The 17,053-nt window shown below is 72.6% G+C and carries 17 protein-coding genes; 16 read left to right on the forward strand and 1 reads right to left on the reverse strand.

The window, feature by feature from the left end; genetic code table 11:
• Window positions 1–142 precede the first annotated feature (142 nt).
• The 9 genes from hemE (at window position 143) to hemB (ending at window position 7,570) form a co-directional block, all read left to right on the forward strand.
• Window positions 143–1,177 (forward strand): uroporphyrinogen decarboxylase, encoded by a 1,035-nt coding sequence (hemE, locus tag AAD528_RS09290; RefSeq protein WP_345751791.1) that lies wholly within the window; start codon window positions 143–145, stop codon window positions 1,175–1,177.
• Between the two features lies 1 nt (window position 1,178).
• Window positions 1,179–2,618: a protoporphyrinogen/coproporphyrinogen oxidase gene (locus AAD528_RS09295; protein WP_345751792.1), complete on the forward strand. Its 1,440-nt coding sequence runs from the start codon at window positions 1,179–1,181 to the stop codon at window positions 2,616–2,618.
• Between the two features lie 151 nt (window positions 2,619–2,769).
• The gene (locus AAD528_RS09300) at window positions 2,770–3,123 is read left to right on the forward strand and encodes a hypothetical protein (RefSeq protein ID WP_345751793.1); all 354 of its coding nucleotides are present in this window, start codon (window positions 2,770–2,772) and stop codon (window positions 3,121–3,123) included.
• Entirely contained in the window at window positions 3,120–3,554 is a 435-nt protein-coding gene (locus AAD528_RS09305) for a phage holin family protein (RefSeq protein WP_345751794.1), read from the forward strand. Before AAD528_RS09300 ends, AAD528_RS09305 begins: the two co-directional genes overlap by 4 nt.
• On the forward strand, window positions 3,544–3,831 hold the full coding sequence (locus AAD528_RS09310) for a hypothetical protein (protein ID WP_345751795.1): 288 nt from the start codon (window positions 3,544–3,546) through the stop codon (window positions 3,829–3,831). Before AAD528_RS09305 ends, AAD528_RS09310 begins: the two co-directional genes overlap by 11 nt.
• A 91-nt stretch (window positions 3,832–3,922) precedes the next feature.
• A complete protein-coding gene (gene hemQ, locus AAD528_RS09315) occupies window positions 3,923–4,630 on the forward strand; it encodes a hydrogen peroxide-dependent heme synthase (protein ID WP_345751796.1) in 708 nt (235 codons plus the stop codon).
• Complete coding sequence (hemC, locus tag AAD528_RS09320; RefSeq protein WP_345751797.1) at window positions 4,627–5,658, forward strand: hydroxymethylbilane synthase; 1,032 nt, start codon at window positions 4,627–4,629, stop codon at window positions 5,656–5,658. The genes hemQ and hemC overlap by 4 nt, the downstream gene beginning before the upstream one ends.
• Window positions 5,655–6,557, forward strand: coding sequence for a uroporphyrinogen-III synthase (locus AAD528_RS09325; RefSeq protein WP_345751798.1), 903 nt, complete (start codon window positions 5,655–5,657; stop codon window positions 6,555–6,557). Before hemC ends, AAD528_RS09325 begins: the two co-directional genes overlap by 4 nt.
• Window positions 6,554–7,570 carry a porphobilinogen synthase gene (gene hemB / locus AAD528_RS09330; protein WP_345751799.1) on the forward strand — a complete coding sequence of 339 codons (1,017 nt, stop codon included), beginning with the start codon at window positions 6,554–6,556 and terminating at the stop codon, window positions 7,568–7,570. The genes AAD528_RS09325 and hemB overlap by 4 nt, the downstream gene beginning before the upstream one ends.
• A 95-nt stretch (window positions 7,571–7,665) precedes the next feature.
• Here the strand turns inward: hemB and AAD528_RS09335 are convergent, their stop codons facing one another.
• Complete coding sequence (locus AAD528_RS09335) at window positions 7,666–8,988, reverse strand: HNH endonuclease signature motif containing protein (protein WP_345751800.1); 1,323 nt, start codon at window positions 8,986–8,988, stop codon at window positions 7,666–7,668.
• Window positions 8,989–9,196: 208 nt separating this feature from the next.
• Here AAD528_RS09335 and hemL point away from each other — a divergent pair, with 208 nt between their 5' ends.
• From hemL to mnhG, 7 genes are all read left to right on the forward strand, one after another.
• Complete coding sequence (hemL, locus tag AAD528_RS09340; protein WP_345751801.1) at window positions 9,197–10,519, forward strand: glutamate-1-semialdehyde 2,1-aminomutase; 1,323 nt, start codon at window positions 9,197–9,199, stop codon at window positions 10,517–10,519.
• Between the two features lie 111 nt (window positions 10,520–10,630).
• Complete coding sequence (locus tag AAD528_RS09345) at window positions 10,631–13,606, forward strand: Na+/H+ antiporter subunit A (protein WP_345751802.1); 2,976 nt, start codon at window positions 10,631–10,633, stop codon at window positions 13,604–13,606.
• Entirely contained in the window at window positions 13,603–14,223 is a 621-nt protein-coding gene (locus AAD528_RS09350) for a Na(+)/H(+) antiporter subunit C (RefSeq protein ID WP_345751803.1), read from the forward strand. The genes AAD528_RS09345 and AAD528_RS09350 overlap by 4 nt, the downstream gene beginning before the upstream one ends.
• Window positions 14,220–15,782: a Na+/H+ antiporter subunit D gene (locus AAD528_RS09355; RefSeq protein WP_345751804.1), complete on the forward strand. Its 1,563-nt coding sequence runs from the start codon at window positions 14,220–14,222 to the stop codon at window positions 15,780–15,782. The genes AAD528_RS09350 and AAD528_RS09355 overlap by 4 nt, the downstream gene beginning before the upstream one ends.
• Entirely contained in the window at window positions 15,779–16,342 is a 564-nt protein-coding gene (locus tag AAD528_RS09360) for a Na+/H+ antiporter subunit E (RefSeq protein ID WP_345751805.1), read from the forward strand. The genes AAD528_RS09355 and AAD528_RS09360 overlap by 4 nt, the downstream gene beginning before the upstream one ends.
• Window positions 16,339–16,608 carry an MrpF/PhaF family protein gene (locus tag AAD528_RS09365; RefSeq protein WP_345751806.1) on the forward strand — a complete coding sequence of 90 codons (270 nt, stop codon included), beginning with the start codon at window positions 16,339–16,341 and terminating at the stop codon, window positions 16,606–16,608. Before AAD528_RS09360 ends, AAD528_RS09365 begins: the two co-directional genes overlap by 4 nt.
• Complete coding sequence (gene mnhG, locus AAD528_RS09370; protein WP_345751807.1) at window positions 16,608–16,937, forward strand: monovalent cation/H(+) antiporter subunit G; 330 nt, start codon at window positions 16,608–16,610, stop codon at window positions 16,935–16,937. Before AAD528_RS09365 ends, mnhG begins: the two co-directional genes overlap by 1 nt.
• Window positions 16,938–17,053 lie beyond the last annotated feature (116 nt).

Raw genomic sequence — 17,053 nt, forward strand, 5'->3', positions numbered from 1 at the left:
GCGTCGAAACCGGTGTCTGAATCCCCGCTGGACGCGGATCCGGAATGCTTCGACGTCGAGATTCCGGCCGGCGCGCGGCGTGGTGGGAGGTGGGGCGGGCCGTTCCAGCGGATCCCGAAGTTGCCCGCGGCAAGATGGAGGCATGCCCGATGCCTCCGCACCCCTGCTGCGCGCTCTCCGCGGCGACCGCCCCGAGACCGCCCCGATCTGGTTCATGCGGCAGGCGGGCCGTTCGCTGCCGGAGTACCGCGACCTGCGCGTCGGCACGCGCATGCTCGACGCGTGCCTGACGCCCGATCTCGCGGCCGAGATCACGCTGCAGCCCGTGCGTCGGCACGGCGTGGACGCGGGCATCTTCTTCAGCGACATCGTCGTGCCGCTGCGCCTGGCGGGCGTCGAGGTCGAGATCGAGCCCGGCCGCGGCCCGGTGTTCGCGTCGCCCATCCGCACGGCGGACGACGTCGCCCGCGTCACGGCGATCGACCCGGCGGAGGTGGCGGCGGCCGCGGATCCCGTGCGCGAGGCCGTGCGTCTCACGGTCTCCGAGCTCGACCGGTCCGGCACGCCCCTGATCGGCTTCGCCGGCGCCCCGTTCACCCTCGCGGCCTACCTCGTCGAGGGCGGGCCGTCGAAGGAGCACATGCGGGCGCGCGCCATGATGCAGGCCGACCCCGAGTCGTGGCACCGCCTCGCCGGCTGGCTGTCGGGAGTCTCACGGGCCTTCCTGCAGGCGCAGATCGACGCGGGCGCCGCGGCCGTCCAGCTGTTCGACTCCTGGGCGGGCTCTCTCGCGCCCGACGTCTTCCGCCGCTTCGTCGCGCCCCACTCGAAGGCCGCCGTGCAGGATCTGCCGGTCCCCGTGATCCACTTCGGCGTCGGCACCGGTCCGTTCCTCGGCGACATGCGCCTCGACGGGGTCGCGTCGGCGGTGGGCGTCGACTGGCGCCTCGCGCTGGACGAGGCCGCGGCCGTGGCCGGCCCCGACGTCACCCTGCAGGGCAACATCGATCCCGCGCTGCTGGCCGCGCCCTGGGACGTGCTCGAGGCGCACGTGCGCGACGTCGTGGAGCGCGGCCGCGCCGCCCGCGCGCACATCGTGAACCTCGGGCACGGCGTCCCGCCCGAGACCGATCCGGCCGTCCTGACGCGCGTCGTCGAGCTCGTCCACTCGCTCTGAGATGTCGGACGACCTCGAAGGCCTCGTCGACCATGCGCACGCGACGCGCGTCGCGGTGATCGGCGGCGGGATCGCCGGGCTCCTCGCGGCGCGCGAGTTCGCGAAGGTCGGGATGACCGTGACGCTGCTCGAGGCGTCCGAGCGACTGGGCGGCGCGATCCGCTCGGGCGAGGTGGACGGCATCCCGCTGGACCTCGGCGCCGAGAGCTTCGCCACGCGCGGCGGCCACGTGCGGCGCCTGGTCGACGAACTGGGCCTCGGCGACGCGGTCGTGGCACCGAACCGCGCCGGCGCGTGGGTCGCGGGGCTGCCCGGCGGCAGGGCCGCGCCGCTGCCGAAGGGCGGCATCCTGGGCATTCCGGCGAACCCGTTCGCGGACGACGTCCGCCGCGTGATCGGCTGGGGCGGCGCGTGGCGCGCATACCTCGACCGGCTGCGCCCGCCCCTGACGATCGGCCACGAGCGCAGCCTCGGCCGGCTCGTCCGCTCCCGCCTGGGGCGCACCGTGCTCGACCGGCTCGTCGCGCCGGTGACGAGCGGGGTCTACTCCGCGCGTCCCGACGACATCGATCCGGACATCGCCGCGCCCGGCCTGAGCGCCGCGCTGACCCGCGCCGGATCGCTCACCGGCGCGGTCGCCGAGCTGGCCGCGCCCCGCGAGGGGAGGGTCCCGGGCGCCGCGGTGCTCGGGCTCGACGGCGGCATGGGCCGGCTGGTCGACGCGCTCGCCGCCGAGCTGCGCGCGCAGGGCGCGGACCTCCGCACCGGGTCTCCCGTCGAGCGCCTCGAGCGCCACGGCGCCGGATGGCGGATCGTCGCGGGCGAGGAGCCGCTCGTCGCGGACGCCGTCGTCGTGGCGACCGACGAGGTCGCCGCCCGGCGCCTGCTCGCGCCGCACGTGCCCGGCCTCGCGGCCGAGCCGTCGACGCCCGGCCCCGTGGTGCACATCGTGACGCTGGTGCTCGATGCGCCCGAGCTCGACGCCGCCCCGCGCGGCACGGGCGTGCTGACGGTGCCGGGCGCCTTCCGCGCCAAGGCCCTGACGCACGCCAGCGCCAAGTGGGGCTGGGTGAGGGACCGCGCCGGGTCGCGTCGCCACGTCGTGCGCGTCTCGTTCGGGGCGCAGGGCGAGCCGCCCGTCACGGACGGCATGGACGACGACGAGATCGCCGCGCTCGCCGTCGAGCAGGCCGGCGCGCTGCTCGGCGTGCCGCTGACGCGTGCGCAGCTGCGCGGCTTCGCGATCGAGCGCTTCGCGCAGTCGCAGCCGGCGGCGACGATCGGGCTGCGCGAGGCGACCGAGCGCACGCGGGGCGCGATCCGGTCCGTCCCCGCTCTCGGCGCCGTGGGCGCGTGGCTGGCCGGCACGGGCCTCGCACAGGTGGTCCCGGACGCGCTGGAGGAGGCGGACCGCGTGCGCCGCGGGGCGCTGTTCGGCTGACCGCCCATCGCGCCTCTAGCGCGTGATCCCGCGGACCGCAACCGGATGCCCAGATCGGCATACAGGGCTACTCTCGGGAGTGCAACGCAGCACTCGCCAGATCAGACCGCGGGATCGCGCACAGCGCGACCCCACAACGTGAGGAGAACCCATGCGGGGGAAGTTGGGACTCGTGATCGGCCTCGGTGCGGGCTACGTGCTCGGCACGCGAGCGGGCCGTGAGCGCTACGAGCAGATCAAGACTCAGGCCCTGAAGGTCTGGAACCTCGACCCGGTGCAGGAGCAGGTGGGCAAGGCCAAGAAGCTCGCCGCCTCGGGCGCCATGGTGCTTCCGCGCGCCGCCTGGAACGGCGCCGCGGGCGTCGTGAAGGCCGTGAACAAGCAGGGCTCCGCCGGCACCAAGCTCGACGCCGCGATCGACGCGACCAAGGACGCCGCAGACGACGTGAAGAAGGCGGCGGACACGGGCTCGCCCACCGGCACGAAGGCGGCTGGCGCGAAATGACCGTGCAGTCGCCCCGCCGCGACGGCAGGGCCTCGCCCGTGCGCGACCGCGCGGACGACGGGCTCTTCACGCTCGTCGGCGATGTGCCGCAGCTCGTCAAGAACCTGATCGTCGCGGAATTCAACGCGATCAAGGGCTGGCTCGTCAAGACCGCGACCGACGCCGGCATCGGCACGGGCCTGATGTTCGTCGCACTGTTCTTCATCGCCTGGGTGGTGCCGCTGTTCCTGACGTTCCTCGTGGCGCTCCTGTCGCTGTGGCTGCCGGTCTGGGCGTCCGCGCTCATCGTGATGGGCGTCGGGATCCTGCTGGCGATCGCCGCGGGCTTCGCCGGACTCGTCTTCTACCGGAAGATCGGCAAGCGCGAGAGTCCGATCCAGGCCGCCAAGACCGACGTGCAGATCGTGAAGGAGGCCGCCAGTGAGTACTGACGCCGTCCGCTACACCACCCTCACCCCGAGCACGGTGGTGCCGAGCGGGATCACGGATCCCGTCCAGCGCGCCCGCGCCGAGCTGTCGGCCGCGCTCGCCGCGATCGAGCACAAGGCCAACCTCCCGGCGCGCGCCGCGGAGCGGATCGAGGCGGGCACCGAGAGGGCGCGCGCCTTCGCGAACCGCGAGCCGGGCCTCGCGCTCGCGGCGGCCGTCGGCGTCGCCGTCGCGGTGGGCGCTGCGATCTGGGGCGTCGCACGCCTCATCGCGCGCTGAGGGTTCTTCGGGAGCGCGGTCGTCCCAAACCGCAACCTCCTCGTGATGCTCGCGGTTTTGCCTCCACCTGGCCGAGGGGGAGGATGGAGCCATGGCTGACTCGCACCATGCTTCGTCCGACGCGTCCGCAGAACCCGAGGTCACGGGAGACAACTACAGCCTCTGGGCCGTCTGGCGCCGCGACCCGGCGCATCCGGTCGGAGAGGCCGACGCGATCGAGCTCGAGAACATCGTGTCGTTCCTGGCCGACGGCGGCGTGACGGTCCGCGGCTTCTACGACGTGAGCGGCCTGCGGTCCGACGCCGACCTGATGGTGTGGGTCCACGGCCCCGTCCCCGAGGACCTGCAGCGCGCGGTGCGACGCCTGCGGCGCACCGATCTGCTGTCGCCGCTGCTGCCGACCTGGAACGCCATGGCCGTGCACCGCGACGCCGAGTTCAACAAGCGGCACGTGCCCGGCTATCTGCGCGGCATCGACGCCAAGCGGTGGCTCACGGTCTACCCGTTCGTGCGCAGCTACGAGTGGTATCTGCTGCCCGAGGAGGAGCGCAGCGCGATGCTGCGCGACCACGGCAGGAAGGGCGCGGCCTTCCGCGGCGTCACCGCCAACACCATGGCCTCGTTCGCGCTCGGCGACTACGAGTGGATGCTGCCGATGGAGGCCGACGAGCTGACCGACCTCGTCGACATGATGCGCGAGCTGCGCTACACCGAGGCGCGCCGCCACGTGCGCGAGGAGGTGCCGTTCTTCACCGGCCGCCGCATCGAGATCGCCGAGATCGCCGAGATCCTGCAGTGACCTCCGTGTCGACGGGCGCGGTCACGCCGATCCGGCTCGGCACGCGCCGCAGCGCGCTCGCGATGACCCAGTCGGGCCACGTCGCCCGCGCCCTCGAGGAGGTGTCGGGCCGGCCCGTCGAGCTGGTGCAGATCGTCTCCGAGGGCGACACGAACCGCGGATCGCTGTCGCAGCTGGGCGGCACGGGCGTGTTCGCGACGCGGTTGCGCGAGGCGCTCGCCGCGGGGGAGTGCGACCTGCTCGTGCATTCGCTGAAGGACCTGCCGACCGCGCAGCCCGAGGGCTTCGAGATCGCCGCGACGCCGGTGCGCGCGGACGCGCGCGATGTGATCCTGACCCGCGACGGCACCTCGCTCGAGCAGCTGCCCGCGGGCGCCGTGATCGGCACCGGATCGCCGCGGCGGGTCGCGCAGGCGCTGCGCGCCAACCCGGGCCTTGCGATCCACGACCTGCGCGGCAACGTCGACTCGCGCATGCAGCGCGTGATCGACGGCGAGCTGTCGGCCATCGTGCTCGCCGCCGCGGGGCTCGACCGCCTCGGCCCCGAGACGCCGCTGGCGTACGAGCACCGCGACCTGGACGCGTGGCCCTCGGCCGCGGGACAGGGCGCGCTCGCGGTCGAGACGCGAGCGGATGCGGATCCGGATCTCCTCGCCGCGATCCGCCGACTCGACGACCCGCGCACGCGCTTCGCGGTGACGGTCGAGCGCACGGTGCTCGGCGGAATCGAGGCCGGATGCCACGCGCCGGTCGGCGTGCACGCCCGGTTCGCGGGCGACGCGCTGCACGTGCACGCCGCGGTCTACGGCCCGGACGGTGAGGAGGTGGCCGAATTCGCGGTCATCGAGTCCGTGTCGGCCGACGCGCCGGGACAGGGGTATATTCGTCGGCAGGGCAGCGGCAACGGTGCGGGTGCTGCCGATGGCGTGGATCAGATCGACCACGCACGCGAGATCGGATCCGATCTCGCGCGTCGGCTGCTCGAACGTGGGGCGGCCGACCTCGTACCCCGAGAGTCCCCCTCATGAACACAGCTTCCACTCAACGCCCGGAGAAGCCCCTGGCCGGCTGGCGCGTCCTCGTGCCGCGCGGCGGCCCCTGGGGTGACAGCGTGGCCGCCACCCTGCGCGGCAAGGGTGCCGTCCCCGTCATCGCGCCGCTGATCAACTTCGCGCCCACCGACGACTCCGCGACCCTCGAGGCCGCGCTCGCCGACCTCGCCGCGGGCCGGTTCGAATGGCTCACCGTCACGAGCGCGACCACGGTCGACGTCCTGTACGCGTACGACGCCAAGATCCCGGACGCGACCAAGGTCGCGGCGGTGGGCGAGACGACCGCGGCCGCGCTCAGCGCGGTCGGCTACCGCGTCGACCTCGTGCCCGAGGGCGACAACTCGGCCGCCGGCATGGCGCGTCAGATGAACGGCCTCGAGCCCGAGCCCCGGCGCATCCTGACTCTGCGCAGCGAGATCGCCAAGCCCGTGCTCACGCAGATGCTGATCGACGCGGGTCACGACGTGCGCAGCGTCGTGGCGTACCGCACCGTGGGCGTGCCCGCCAAGGACAACATCATCCGCGACGTCGTGACCGGCCGGATCAACGCGATCCTCGTCACGTCCGGATCCGTCGCCGAGCAGGTGCGCGAGCAGTTCCCGGAGATCCCCGACGAGACGGTGATCGCCGCGATCGGCCCGCGCACGGCGCACGACGCGGATGTGCTGGGCCTGCCGATCCACGTGATCGCGCCGGATCAGACGATCGACTCGCTCATCCACGCCCTCGCGGACCTCCCGGTGCCGGAGCCGTCGGCCGAAGCGCTCGCCGTGCCCGTGACCGGGCCGGTGCCGACCGGTTCCATCCGGGTGGATCCCGCACCGACCGGGCTGATCGAGACCGTGACGGACATCCGCCAGGAGACCTCTCGATGAGCTTCCCCACCCACCGCCCGCGTCGGCTGCGTCAGTCGCCCGCGGTGCGGCGGCTGGTCCGCGAGACCCACCTGGTGCCCTCGCAGCTCGTGCTGCCGATGTTCGTGCGCGAGGGGCTCTCGGAGCCCGCTGCGATCTCGTCCATGCCCGGTGTGCAGCAGCACACGCTCGACTCGCTGCGCCGCGCGGCGGTCTCCGCGGCCGAGGCCGGCGTCGGCGGCGTGATGCTGTTCGGCGTGCCCGCGACGCGCGACGCGACCGGATCCGGCGCGGACGATCCGGATGGCATCCTGAACGTCGCGACCGAGGCGGTCGTCACCGAGGTGGGCGACGCGCTGGTCGTGCAGACCGACCTGTGCCTGGACGAGTTCACCGACCACGGGCACTGCGGCGTGCTGGCGGCGGACAAGAAGGCGGCCGGAGGCCGCCGACCCGGCCAGCCCGTGGTCGACAACGACGCGACGCTCGAGCGGTACGCCGCGATGGGAGTGGCGCAGGCGCGGGCCGGATCCGCGCTGCTCGGCCTGTCGGGGATGATGGACGGCCAGGTCGCGGCCGTGCGCGACGCGCTCGACGCGGAGGGCTTCACGGACACGCTGATCCTGGCCTACTCGGCGAAGTACGCGGGCGCGTTCTACGGGCCGTTCCGCGAGGCCGTGGACTCGCAGCTCAAGGGCGACCGCCGCACGTACCAGATGGATTCCGGAAACGGCCGCGAGGGCGTGAAGGAGGCCCTGCTCGACGTCGAGGAGGGCGCCGACGTCGTCATGGTCAAGCCGGCGCTGCCGTACCTCGACGTGCTCGCCGACGTGCGCGCCTCGGTCGACGTGCCGGTGTGGGCGTACCAGGTGTCGGGCGAGTACTCGATGATCGAGGCGGCCGCGGCCAACGGCTGGATCGACCGCCGCGGCGCCATCACGGAGTCGCTGCTCGGCATCCGTCGCGCGGGCGCCGACGCGATCCTCACCTACTGGGCCGCCGAGGCCGCGGGGTGGCTGCGCGAGGCGCTCTAGGCCGCGCAGCTGCGCGGGTCGCTTCGCTCCCAAGAGGCGCTGCCCGGGCCCGGTCATCGAGCGAGCGCAGCGAGTCGGGATGACCCGCCTGGGCATCAGAAGGGCGCGGGTGGTCCGAGGGCCGGGAAGAGCAGGGGCGGTCCCTCGGTGTAGTCGAAGCCGCAGGGGCTGGAGATCCTGATCCTGCCGTGGCCGAGATTGGTGAAGCCCCAGGGGGCGTGGTGCTTCATCATGTGGTGACCCTCGCAGACGCAGTTCAGGTTCTCCACGTTCGTGATCCCGCCGGTCGAGTACGGGATCGTGTGGTCGATGTCGCAGTGCTTCGCCCTGGTGGTGCAGCCGGGGACGCGGCAGCTCCTGTCGCGCGCGTGCAGGAACCGGCGCTGCGCCGCCGAGGGCGCGTAGTGATCTACGGTGAGCAGCGCCCCGGTGTCCGGGTTCAGGAACAGTCGCTCCCAGCCAGGCGCATGGCCGGCGAGGCGGCGGGCGGTGTCGGGGTCGATCGGACCGTAGCCGGCCAGCAGGGCGGGCCCGTCGTCCAGGCCCGCCAGCGTCTCGACCGGGATCGTGATCTCGACGGTCGCGGTGATGTGCTGGTCGAGGTCGTGCCCGGTGGGGGTGCCGGTCAGCAGCAGGTCCAGCGCGATGTCCGAGCGCAACTGCGCCAGGTGACGGTCGTCGAGGTACTTCACGTGCGCCGGATCCTCCGGACCCGGCTCGGCACCGTCGAGCTCGCGGATGAGGGCGCGGCGATCGCGTCTGACGGCCCGACCGCAGCCGGTGAGGCGGTCATAGGCGGCGTGGATTCTGACAGCGGGACCGATGAGGCCCAGCATCGCCATCCCGTCGGGCAGATCCTCCACGAACGCGCCGCGATCCGCCCTCGCCTTCTCATGCCGATCGATGATCGCGGTGGGCTGATGCGTGTCGGCGACCTGCTTGGCGAGCTCCTTGATCCGGTACGGCGTGGTCTTCTCGGCGAGAGCGAGCACCGCTGTCTCGTAGGCGGCCCGCGCGCCGGGCTCGGAGATGTCGGCCCCGGCGTCCGCGACGGCGCGGGCGTGCCGGTCGGTGATCCGGCCGCCCGCGAGCGCGGCATGCGTGGCGGGGAACTTGGCGACCAGCTCGGAAGCCCGCTCCATCCGTCCCTGCATCGCCCGCGGCGGCTCCTTCAGCGCGAGTCCCAGTTCGGTGGCCATCGACCGCAGCGGGAATGCGCAGTCGCTGTTCGACGGCATCCGGCCGATCTGATCCACCGCGATCCCGGCGAGCCCCGCCAGCAGCGCAGCCTCCTCCGCGTCCATGGCCGCCCGCTCCGACCGGATCTGCTTCAACCGCTCGACGCCCGCCCGCGTCCGCGCCCGCTCACCCGGGGTGAAACCCCAGGTGAGCCCGTCGGAATCGGAGAACTTCGGCATGCGCCCATCATCCCACCAGCCTCGGACATTTGTTCGAAACTCGGGTGGGGCGGGGAGAAAGTCGGCTTCACGGATCGCCTTCACTCACTCCGCAGCCGAAGCCCGTCGCCGATGCGACAGTGCTGGTCGATTATGCGGACCTGTCACGGCCCGTGATCCTGCGGGGCCTCTCGGATCGACGTCAGCCGGGGCGCGAGACAATGGAGCCATGGCCGATCGCAACGACACCCTGTTCGCCCACGCCCGCGAGGTCATCCCCGGGGGCGTGAACTCGCCGGTCCGGGCGTACGGGTCCGTGGGTGGGACGCCGCGGTTCGTGCAGTCGGCGCGAGGCGCGTACGTCACGGACGCCGCGGGCCGGGAATACGTCGACCTCGTCGCGTCGTGGGGTCCCGCGCTGCTGGGCCACGCGCATCCGGAGGTCGTCGAGGCCGTGCGCGAGGCGGCCACGCGCGGCCTGTCGTTCGGTGCCCCCACCGAGGGCGAGGTCGAGCTCGCCGACCTGGTCGCCGGCCGCGTCGCCGCCGGCGGCCTGAAGCCCGTCGAGCAGGTGCGTCTCGTGTCCACCGGCACCGAGGCGACCATGACCGCGATCCGGCTCGCCCGCGGCGTCACCGGCCGCGACCTGCTGATCAAGTTCGACGGCAACTACCACGGGCACTCCGACGGCCTCCTGGCCGCCGCCGGGTCGGGCCTCGCGACCCTCGCGCTGCCCGGCACCGCGGGCGTGCCCGCGCCGATCGCGGCGCAGACGCTCGTCGCGCCCTACGGCGACCTGGACGCCGTGCGGGCGATCTTCGCCGAGCGTCCCGATCAGATCGCGGCCATCATCGTCGAGGCCGCGCCCGCGAACATGGGCGTCGTCCGGCCCGCCGACGGCTACAACGCCGGCCTCGCGGCCATCGCGCACGAGCACGGCGCGCTGCTGATCCTGGACGAGGTGCTCACCGGGTTCCGGGTCGGGCCCGCCGGCTACTGGGGCCTGCAGGTCGAGGCCGGCGAGGCGTACGAGCCCGACATCATCACGTTCGGCAAGGTCATCGGCGGGGGGATGCCGCTCGCCGCGCTCGGCGGGAAGGCAGCGGTCATGGAGCAGCTCGCGCCCGTGGGCCCGGTGTACCAGGCCGGCACGCTGTCGGGGAATCCGCTCTCGGTCGCGGCGGGCATCGCGACCCTGCGCCTCGCGACCCCCGAGGTCTACGCCGCGGTCGACGCGGCGGCCGATCGCGTCGCGCTCGAGGTGTCGGCGGCGCTCGCCGCGGAGGGCGTCGAGCACGCGATCTCGCGCGCCGGCAGCCTGTTCAACCCGGTGTTCGCGGCGGAGGCGCCGCGCGACTACCCCGCTGCCAAGGCGCAGGACGCGTTCCGCTACCGTCCGTTCTTCCACGCCATGCTCGACGCGGGGGTGGCCCTGCCGCCGAGCGTGTTCGAGGCGTGGTTCCTCACGGCGGCGCACGACGACGCGGCGCTGTCGCGCATCGCCGACGCGCTTCCCGCCGCGGCGCGCGCGGCCGCGGCCGCGCACGGCTGAGGCGCTCGGGCCCGAACCCGGACCCCGGGGGACAAGTCCCCAGGTAGAGTGGGCAGACACTTTCCGCCTGCCTGAGCCGCCGCTTTCGCCCGACGCGCCGAGGAGACGCCCATGCTGCCTCTCCTGCTGTCGTTCGCCACCGGGTCGCTGCTGCTGACGCTCCTCGCGAAGCCGCTCGGTGCACGGGTGTTCTACGTCGGGGCCCTGTTCCCGCTCGCGGCGTTCGTGCACGCGGTCCTGATGGGAGCGCGCGTGCTCGACCGGGACATCCCGTTCGCGGCATACGAATGGATCCGCCCGCTCGGCATCGACATCTCGATGCGGATGGACACGCTCGGCTGGATCATGGCGCTCGTCGTCAGCGGCGTGGGCGCGCTCGTGATGATCTACTGCCGCTGGTACTTCCGCGGCAAGACCGACGGCCTCGGCCGGTTCTCGAGCGTGCTGCTCGCGTTCGCCGGGGCGATGTACGGCCTGGTGCTGACCGACGACATCGTCGTGCTCGTGATGTTCTGGGAGATCACGAGCATCCTGTCGTACCTCCTGATCGGCCACTACCACCTGCGCGCGGGCAGTCGCCGGGCCGCGCTGCAGGCGCTGCTCGTCACCACGCTGGGCGGCCTCGTGATGCTGATCGGCGTCGTGATGCTCGCGGCCGCCACCGGGACCACGAGCCTGAGCGGCACCCTGGAGCAGGCCCCGACCGGACCGCTCGTGAACGTCGCCCTCGTGCTGCTGCTGGTCGGCGCGCTCAGCAAGTCGGCGATCTTCCCGTTCCACTTCTGGCTGCCCGGCGCGATGGCCGCGCCCACCCCGGTCAGCGCGTACCTGCACGCGGCGGCCATGGTGAAGGCGGGCATCTACCTGCTCGCCCGCCTCGCGCCCGTGTTCGCCGAGGCGGATCCGTGGCGGCCCGTGATCGTGACGCTCGGCGTCTTCACGATGCTGCTCGGCGGCGTGCAGGCGCTGCGCGAGAGCGATCTGAAGCGCATCCTCGCGTTCGGCACGGTGAGCCAGCTCGGCTTCATCTCGGTCGTGATCGGCTACGGCACGCGCGGCGCCGCGCTCGCCGGACTCGCCCTGCTCCTGGGCCACGCGCTGTTCAAGTCGGCGCTGTTCCTCGTCGTCGGCGTGATCGACCGCCAGCTCTCCACCCGCGACATCGACGAGCTCTCGGGCGTGGGCAGGCAGGCTCCGGTGATGGCCGTGGTGGCGTTCGTCGCGGTCGCCTCGATGGCGGGACTGCCGCCCACCCTGGGCTTCGTCGCCAAGGAGGGCGCGCTCACGGCGCTGCTCGAGGCGGCGGGGGCGGGCGAGGGCTGGGGCGTCGCCGCGCTCGTCGGCGTCGTGGTGGGTTCCATGCTCACGGTGGCATATGGCGCGCGCTTCCTGTGGGGCGCGTTCTGGACCAAGCGCGACAATCGGGGCGGCACGCTGCCGCGCACCGAGTGGCCGGATCCGCCGATCGGCTTCCTCGGCGTGCCGCTGCTGCTGGCGACGCTCGGGCTCGCGGGCGGACTGGTCGCGCCGATGCTCGACACCCTGCTCGCCCCGTACGCCGACACCGCGGCCACCATCGCCCCGGTCGCCGAGCACCACGCGCACCTCGCGCTGTGGCACGGACCGGGACCCGCGCTGCTGCTGTCGCTGGTGACACTCGCCGGCGGCGCGGCGATCCTGTGGCTCACGCGCGCGACCGGCTTCGACATGACGGGCCGCGTGCTGCGGTTCACGGCCGCCGACGTCTACTACGCGATCACGCGCGGCGTGGACCGCGTGTCGGTCGCCGTCACCTCGCTGACCCAGCGGGGCTCGCTGCCCATCTACGTCGCGACGATCTTCATCGTGCTGGTGGTGGGCGAGGGGATCGCCCTGCTCGCCACCCCGGGCTGGCGGATCGCGCTGGACGCCTGGCAGCACCCCGTCCAGCTCGCCGTCGCGCCGATCATGATCGCGGCCGGCGTGATCGCGGTCCGCGCGCAGAAGCGCTACACGGGCGTGGTGCTCGTCGCGGTCACCGGACTCGGCATGATCACGCTGTTCGCGGTGACCGGCGCGCCCGACCTGGCCCTCACGCAGGTGCTGGTCGAGACGGTCACGCTGATCGCCTTCGCGCTCGTGCTGCGGCGGCTGCCGTCGCGCATGGGCGCGCACAACGGCACCGCCGCGCCCCTGCTGCGCGCCCTGCTCGCCACCGCGGTCGGCGTCACGATGGCCGCGCTCGTCGTGATCGCCTCCAGCGCGCGGATCCACCGGTCCGTCTCGGAGGAGTGGGAGCATCTGGCCTACGAGATCGGCCACGGCGAGAACGTCGTGAACGTCGCGCTCGTCGACCTCCGCGGCTGGGACACCATGGGCGAGCTGTCCGTGCTGATCCTCGCCGCGACCGGCGTCGCCTCGCTGGTCTTCGTCACGCACCGCAGCGACACCCTGCAGCGGCTCTCGCGGAGCCTCGCGGGCACCGGGCGCCCATCCCGCCGGCGGCGCCTCGGCGCACCCCGCCGCCCGCTCGTCGAGACCACCGGCGGCGTCGAGGTGCAGAGCGCCCAGAACCGGGAGCAGCCGCGCGCGTGGCTGGTCGGCGGCCAGAAGCTCAGCGCCGAGTCGCGCTCGATCATCCTCGAGGTGATCGTGCGGATCCTCTTCCACACGATCATCGTCGTGTCGATCTACCTGCTCTTCGCGGGGCACAACCTGCCCGGCGGCGGCTTCGCGGGCGGGCTCGTCGCGGGCATGGCGCTCGTCATGCGCTACGTCGCGGGCGGCCGCTACGAGCTCGGCGTCGCGGCGCCGACCGACGCGGGCTGGCTGCTCGGCACCGGGATGCTGCTGGCCGTCGGCACCACCCTCGTGCCGCTCGCGTTCGGCGTCGATCCGCTGACGCGCGCGGTGCTCGAGGCGGATGTCGCCATCCTGGGGCACGTCGAGTTCGTCACCTCGACGATCTTCGACGTGGGCGTCTACCTCGTGGTGATCGGGCTCGTGCTCGACGTGCTGCGCAGTCTCGGAGCCGAGGTCGACCGGCAGCTGAAGGGCTCCGAGACCACCTGGCGCGTCCGGGCGCCCGAGGACGGAGGCGAGCGATGAGCGTCTCCCTCACCCTCGTCATCGTGATGGCGGTGCTGTATGCGGCGGGCGTCTACGCCATGCTGGAGCGCAGCCTGACGCGCGTGCTGATCGGCTTCCTGCTGCTGGGCAACGCCACCAACCTGCTGCTGTTGATCGTGATGGGCTTCCCCGGCACGGCGCCGTTCGCGGGCGAGGGCGAGTACGCGGGCGAGCGCGGACCACGCAGCGACCCGCTGCCGCAGGCGCTGATGCTCACGGCGATCGTCATCACCTTCGCGGTGAGCGCCTTCCTGCTCGCGCTCATCTACCGCTCGTGGCAGCTGGGGCAGGCCGACACGGTCGAGGACGACACGGAGGACCTCGCGCTGCGCGTGCGTTCCGCCGAGGCGGAGCGCATCCTCGCCGAGGGCGGGGGAGACGAGGCCACGACCGACTTCGTCGACACGGTCGCCTCGCCGCTGCGCGCGCTCGACGGCGCCGGCGCCCTCGGCCTGCTGCCGGATGCGCCTGTCGACATCCCCTCATCGGCATACGGCAGGCCCGGATCGCGCGAGCCGGACGGACCCGCATCCCCGGATGACGACGGATCCGGAACCGCAGGCGACACCGCACCCGACGAGGAGGACCGCTCATGACCCCGAGCCTCCTCGTGCCGCTCGTCGTGGGGCTGCCGCTGGTCGGCGCCGCGGTGACCCTCGTCGCCGGTCGCCGGCGTCGCCTGCAGGTGGGCGTCTCGATCGGCACGCTCACGCTCACGTTCGCCCTCGCCGTGGCGATGTTCGTGATCGTCGACGCCGGCACGCCCCTGGCCGTCTCGGTCGGCGGATGGCCGCTGCCGTTCGGCATCGTCCTGTACGTCGACCGCCTGGCGGCGCTGCTCGTGGCGGTCTCGAGCGTCGTGCTGCTCGCCGTCCTGCTGTTCTCGGTCGGCCAGGGTGCCGCCGACGGCGACGACGAGACGCCGGTGTCGATCTTCCACCCGTCGTACCTGATCCTGGCGGCGGGCATCTTCGACGCGTTCATCGCGGGCGACCTGTTCAACCTCTACGTCGGCTTCGAGATCCTGCTGGTCGCGTCGTACGTGCTGATCACGCTCGGCAGCACCGAGTCGCGCATCCGCACGGGCGTCGTCTACATCGTCGTGTCGCTGGTGTCGTCCGTGCTGTTCCTGTCGGCGATCGCGGTGATCTACGGCGCGCTCGGCACCGTCAACATGGCCCATATCGCCGAGCGGATGACCGAGCTGCCCGACAACGTGCAGCTCGTGCTGCACCTGCTGCTGCTCGTCGCGTTCAGCGTCAAGGCCGCCGTCTTCCCGCTCTCGTTCTGGCTGCCCGACTCGTACCCGACCGCGCCCGCTCCCGTCACAGCCGTGTTCGCGGGCCTGCTGACGAAGGTCGGCGTCTACGCGCTGATCCGCACCGAGACGCAGCTGTTCGCCGACAGCGACGTCAACGTGCTGCTGTTGATCGTGGCGCTCGCGACCATGATCGTGGGCGTGCTGGGCGCCGTCGCGCAGGCCGAGCTCAAGCGCATCCTGTCGTTCACCCTCGTCAGCCACGTCGGGTACATGATCTTCGGGCTCGCGGTCGTGACGGAGGCGGCGATCGGCGCGACGATCTACTACATGGTCCACCACATCGTCGTGCAGACCACGCTGTTCCTCGCCGTGGGCCTCATCGAGCGCCGCGCGGGCAGCACGTCGATCCTGAAGGTGAAGGGCCTGCTGACCGCGGCGCCGCTGCTGGCCGCGCTGTACCTGATCCCGGCGCTGAACCTCGGCGGGCTGCCCCCGTTCTCGGGCTTCATCGGCAAGTACGCGCTGTTCGACGCGGCCGCGCAGATCGGCTCGCCGCTGATGTACACGCTGATCGCGGGCGGCATCGTGACGTCGCTGCTGACGCTGTACGCGCTGATGCGGGCGTGGAACCTGTCGTTCTGGCGCGAGGAGGACGACTCGGTCGAGACCGAGGCGCGCATCCAGCACCTGGGCGGGGCGCCGGCGGCCGACGAGGTCAGCGAGCGCCGGGTGATCCCGCGGATCATGACCGCCGCGACCGTCGGGATGGTGGCCGTGTCCGTGGGGCTGACGGTGTTCGCCGGTCCGCTGTACGACATCTGCGACCGGATCGGGGTGGGCCTGCTCGAGCCCGTGCACCTGTTCGATCTCGGCGAGGTCGAGGAGTCGTCATGAGCCCCACCTTCCCCGCCGCCGCGCGCCGCTTCTGGAACCAGCTGCCGTTCTTCGTCTGGCTCGTCGTGCTCTGGATGATGCTGTGGGGCCAGTTCACGGTGCTCGCGGCGGTCACCGGCGTGGCGGTCGCGATCGGCGTGACCAAGGTCTTCCACCTGCCCACGGCCGAGCTGTCCGGCCGCGTGAACCTCTGGTACGGCCTGGTGTTCGTCGTGCTGTTCCTCGCCGAGCTCGTGCGCGGCGCGGTGATGGTCGCGTGGCAGGCGCTGCGACCGGGGGAGACCACCTCCGGGATCATCGCCGTGCAGCTGCGCACGGACGCGGACCTGATCATGACCCACGTGTCCGTCGCGTCGTCGCTGATCCCCGGATCCCTCATCGTCGAGGCCGACCGCGAGCGCCGCATCCTGTACCTCCATGTGCTCGGCATCCGCCACGCGGCCGACGCGGAGGCGCAGCGCCGCAACGTGCTGGTGTGGGAGGAGCGGATCGTGCGCGCGGTCGGCTCGCGCGCCGACGTCGCCGCGCTGAAGCAGGCACGGAAGGAGGCCGCGCGATGACCATCCAGACCGTGCTGATCGCGGTGATCCTCGTCGCCTTCGCGATCGCCGCGGCGCTCACGATCGTCCGGATCGTGGTGGGCCCGTCGATCCTGGACCGCGCGGTGGCGAGCGACGTGCTGCTGACCGAGGTGCTGTGCATCCTGGGCGCGGAGATGGTGATCAACCAGCACACGCGATCCATCCCGATCATGCTGATCATCGCGGCGGTCGGAGTGTTCGGCTCCATCTCGGTGGCCCGCTTCGTCGCGCGGAGGGATCAGTGATGGCCCTCGACATCGTCGCCCTCGTGCTCGTGCTGATCGGCGCGCTCCTGTGCGTCACCGCGGCGATCGGCCTGCTGCGCTTCCGCGACGTGCCCTCGCGCCTGCACGCGGCGACCAAGCCGCAGGTGCTGGGCCTGCTGCTGATCGCGCTCGCCGTGGCGCTGTCGCTGCGCTCCTGGACGGTCGTCGCCTCGCTCGTCCCGGTCGTGCTGATCCAGATGGCGACGGCGCCGCTCAGCGCCCACATGATCGGCCGCCAGGCCTACCGCAACGGCACGATCCACGAGGAGACCCTCGTGGTGGACGAGCTTCGCGACGCCGATCGCTGAGACCGCTGCGGGACGCTCAGTCGTCGGAGCCGACGCTCGGTCGTCGGAGTGGCGGGGCGGATGTCGCCTCCTGAGGCCCACGACCCCCACGCGCACCGCGCGCCCGACGACTGAGC

It is taken from the genome of Microbacterium rhizophilum, assembly GCF_039605615.1.
In the GTDB taxonomy this organism is placed as follows: domain Bacteria; phylum Actinomycetota; class Actinomycetes; order Actinomycetales; family Microbacteriaceae; genus Microbacterium; species Microbacterium rhizophilus.

What these genes read in the sequence shown, in the direction of transcription:
- hemE (WP_345751791.1), top strand. Translation starts at nt 143, where the DNA reads ATGCCCGATGCCTCCGCACCCCTGCTGCGCGCTCTCCGCGGCGACCGC.
- AAD528_RS09295 (WP_345751792.1), top strand. Translation starts at nt 1,179, where the DNA reads ATGTCGGACGACCTCGAAGGCCTCGTCGACCATGCGCACGCGACGCGC.
- AAD528_RS09300 (WP_345751793.1), top strand. Translation starts at nt 2,770, where the DNA reads ATGCGGGGGAAGTTGGGACTCGTGATCGGCCTCGGTGCGGGCTACGTG.
- AAD528_RS09305 (WP_345751794.1), top strand. Translation starts at nt 3,120, where the DNA reads ATGACCGTGCAGTCGCCCCGCCGCGACGGCAGGGCCTCGCCCGTGCGC.
- hemQ (WP_345751796.1), top strand. Translation starts at nt 3,923, where the DNA reads ATGGCTGACTCGCACCATGCTTCGTCCGACGCGTCCGCAGAACCCGAG.
- AAD528_RS09325 (WP_345751798.1), top strand. Translation starts at nt 5,655, where the DNA reads ATGAACACAGCTTCCACTCAACGCCCGGAGAAGCCCCTGGCCGGCTGG.
- hemB (WP_345751799.1), top strand. Translation starts at nt 6,554, where the DNA reads ATGAGCTTCCCCACCCACCGCCCGCGTCGGCTGCGTCAGTCGCCCGCG.
- AAD528_RS09335 (WP_345751800.1), bottom strand. Translation starts at nt 8,988, where the DNA reads ATGCCGAAGTTCTCCGATTCCGACGGGCTCACCTGGGGTTTCACCCCG.
- hemL (WP_345751801.1), top strand. Translation starts at nt 9,197, where the DNA reads ATGGCCGATCGCAACGACACCCTGTTCGCCCACGCCCGCGAGGTCATC.
- AAD528_RS09345 (WP_345751802.1), top strand. Translation starts at nt 10,631, where the DNA reads ATGCTGCCTCTCCTGCTGTCGTTCGCCACCGGGTCGCTGCTGCTGACG.
- AAD528_RS09350 (WP_345751803.1), top strand. Translation starts at nt 13,603, where the DNA reads ATGAGCGTCTCCCTCACCCTCGTCATCGTGATGGCGGTGCTGTATGCG.
- AAD528_RS09355 (WP_345751804.1), top strand. Translation starts at nt 14,220, where the DNA reads ATGACCCCGAGCCTCCTCGTGCCGCTCGTCGTGGGGCTGCCGCTGGTC.
- AAD528_RS09360 (WP_345751805.1), top strand. Translation starts at nt 15,779, where the DNA reads ATGAGCCCCACCTTCCCCGCCGCCGCGCGCCGCTTCTGGAACCAGCTG.
- AAD528_RS09365 (WP_345751806.1), top strand. Translation starts at nt 16,339, where the DNA reads ATGACCATCCAGACCGTGCTGATCGCGGTGATCCTCGTCGCCTTCGCG.
- mnhG (WP_345751807.1), top strand. Translation starts at nt 16,608, where the DNA reads ATGGCCCTCGACATCGTCGCCCTCGTGCTCGTGCTGATCGGCGCGCTC.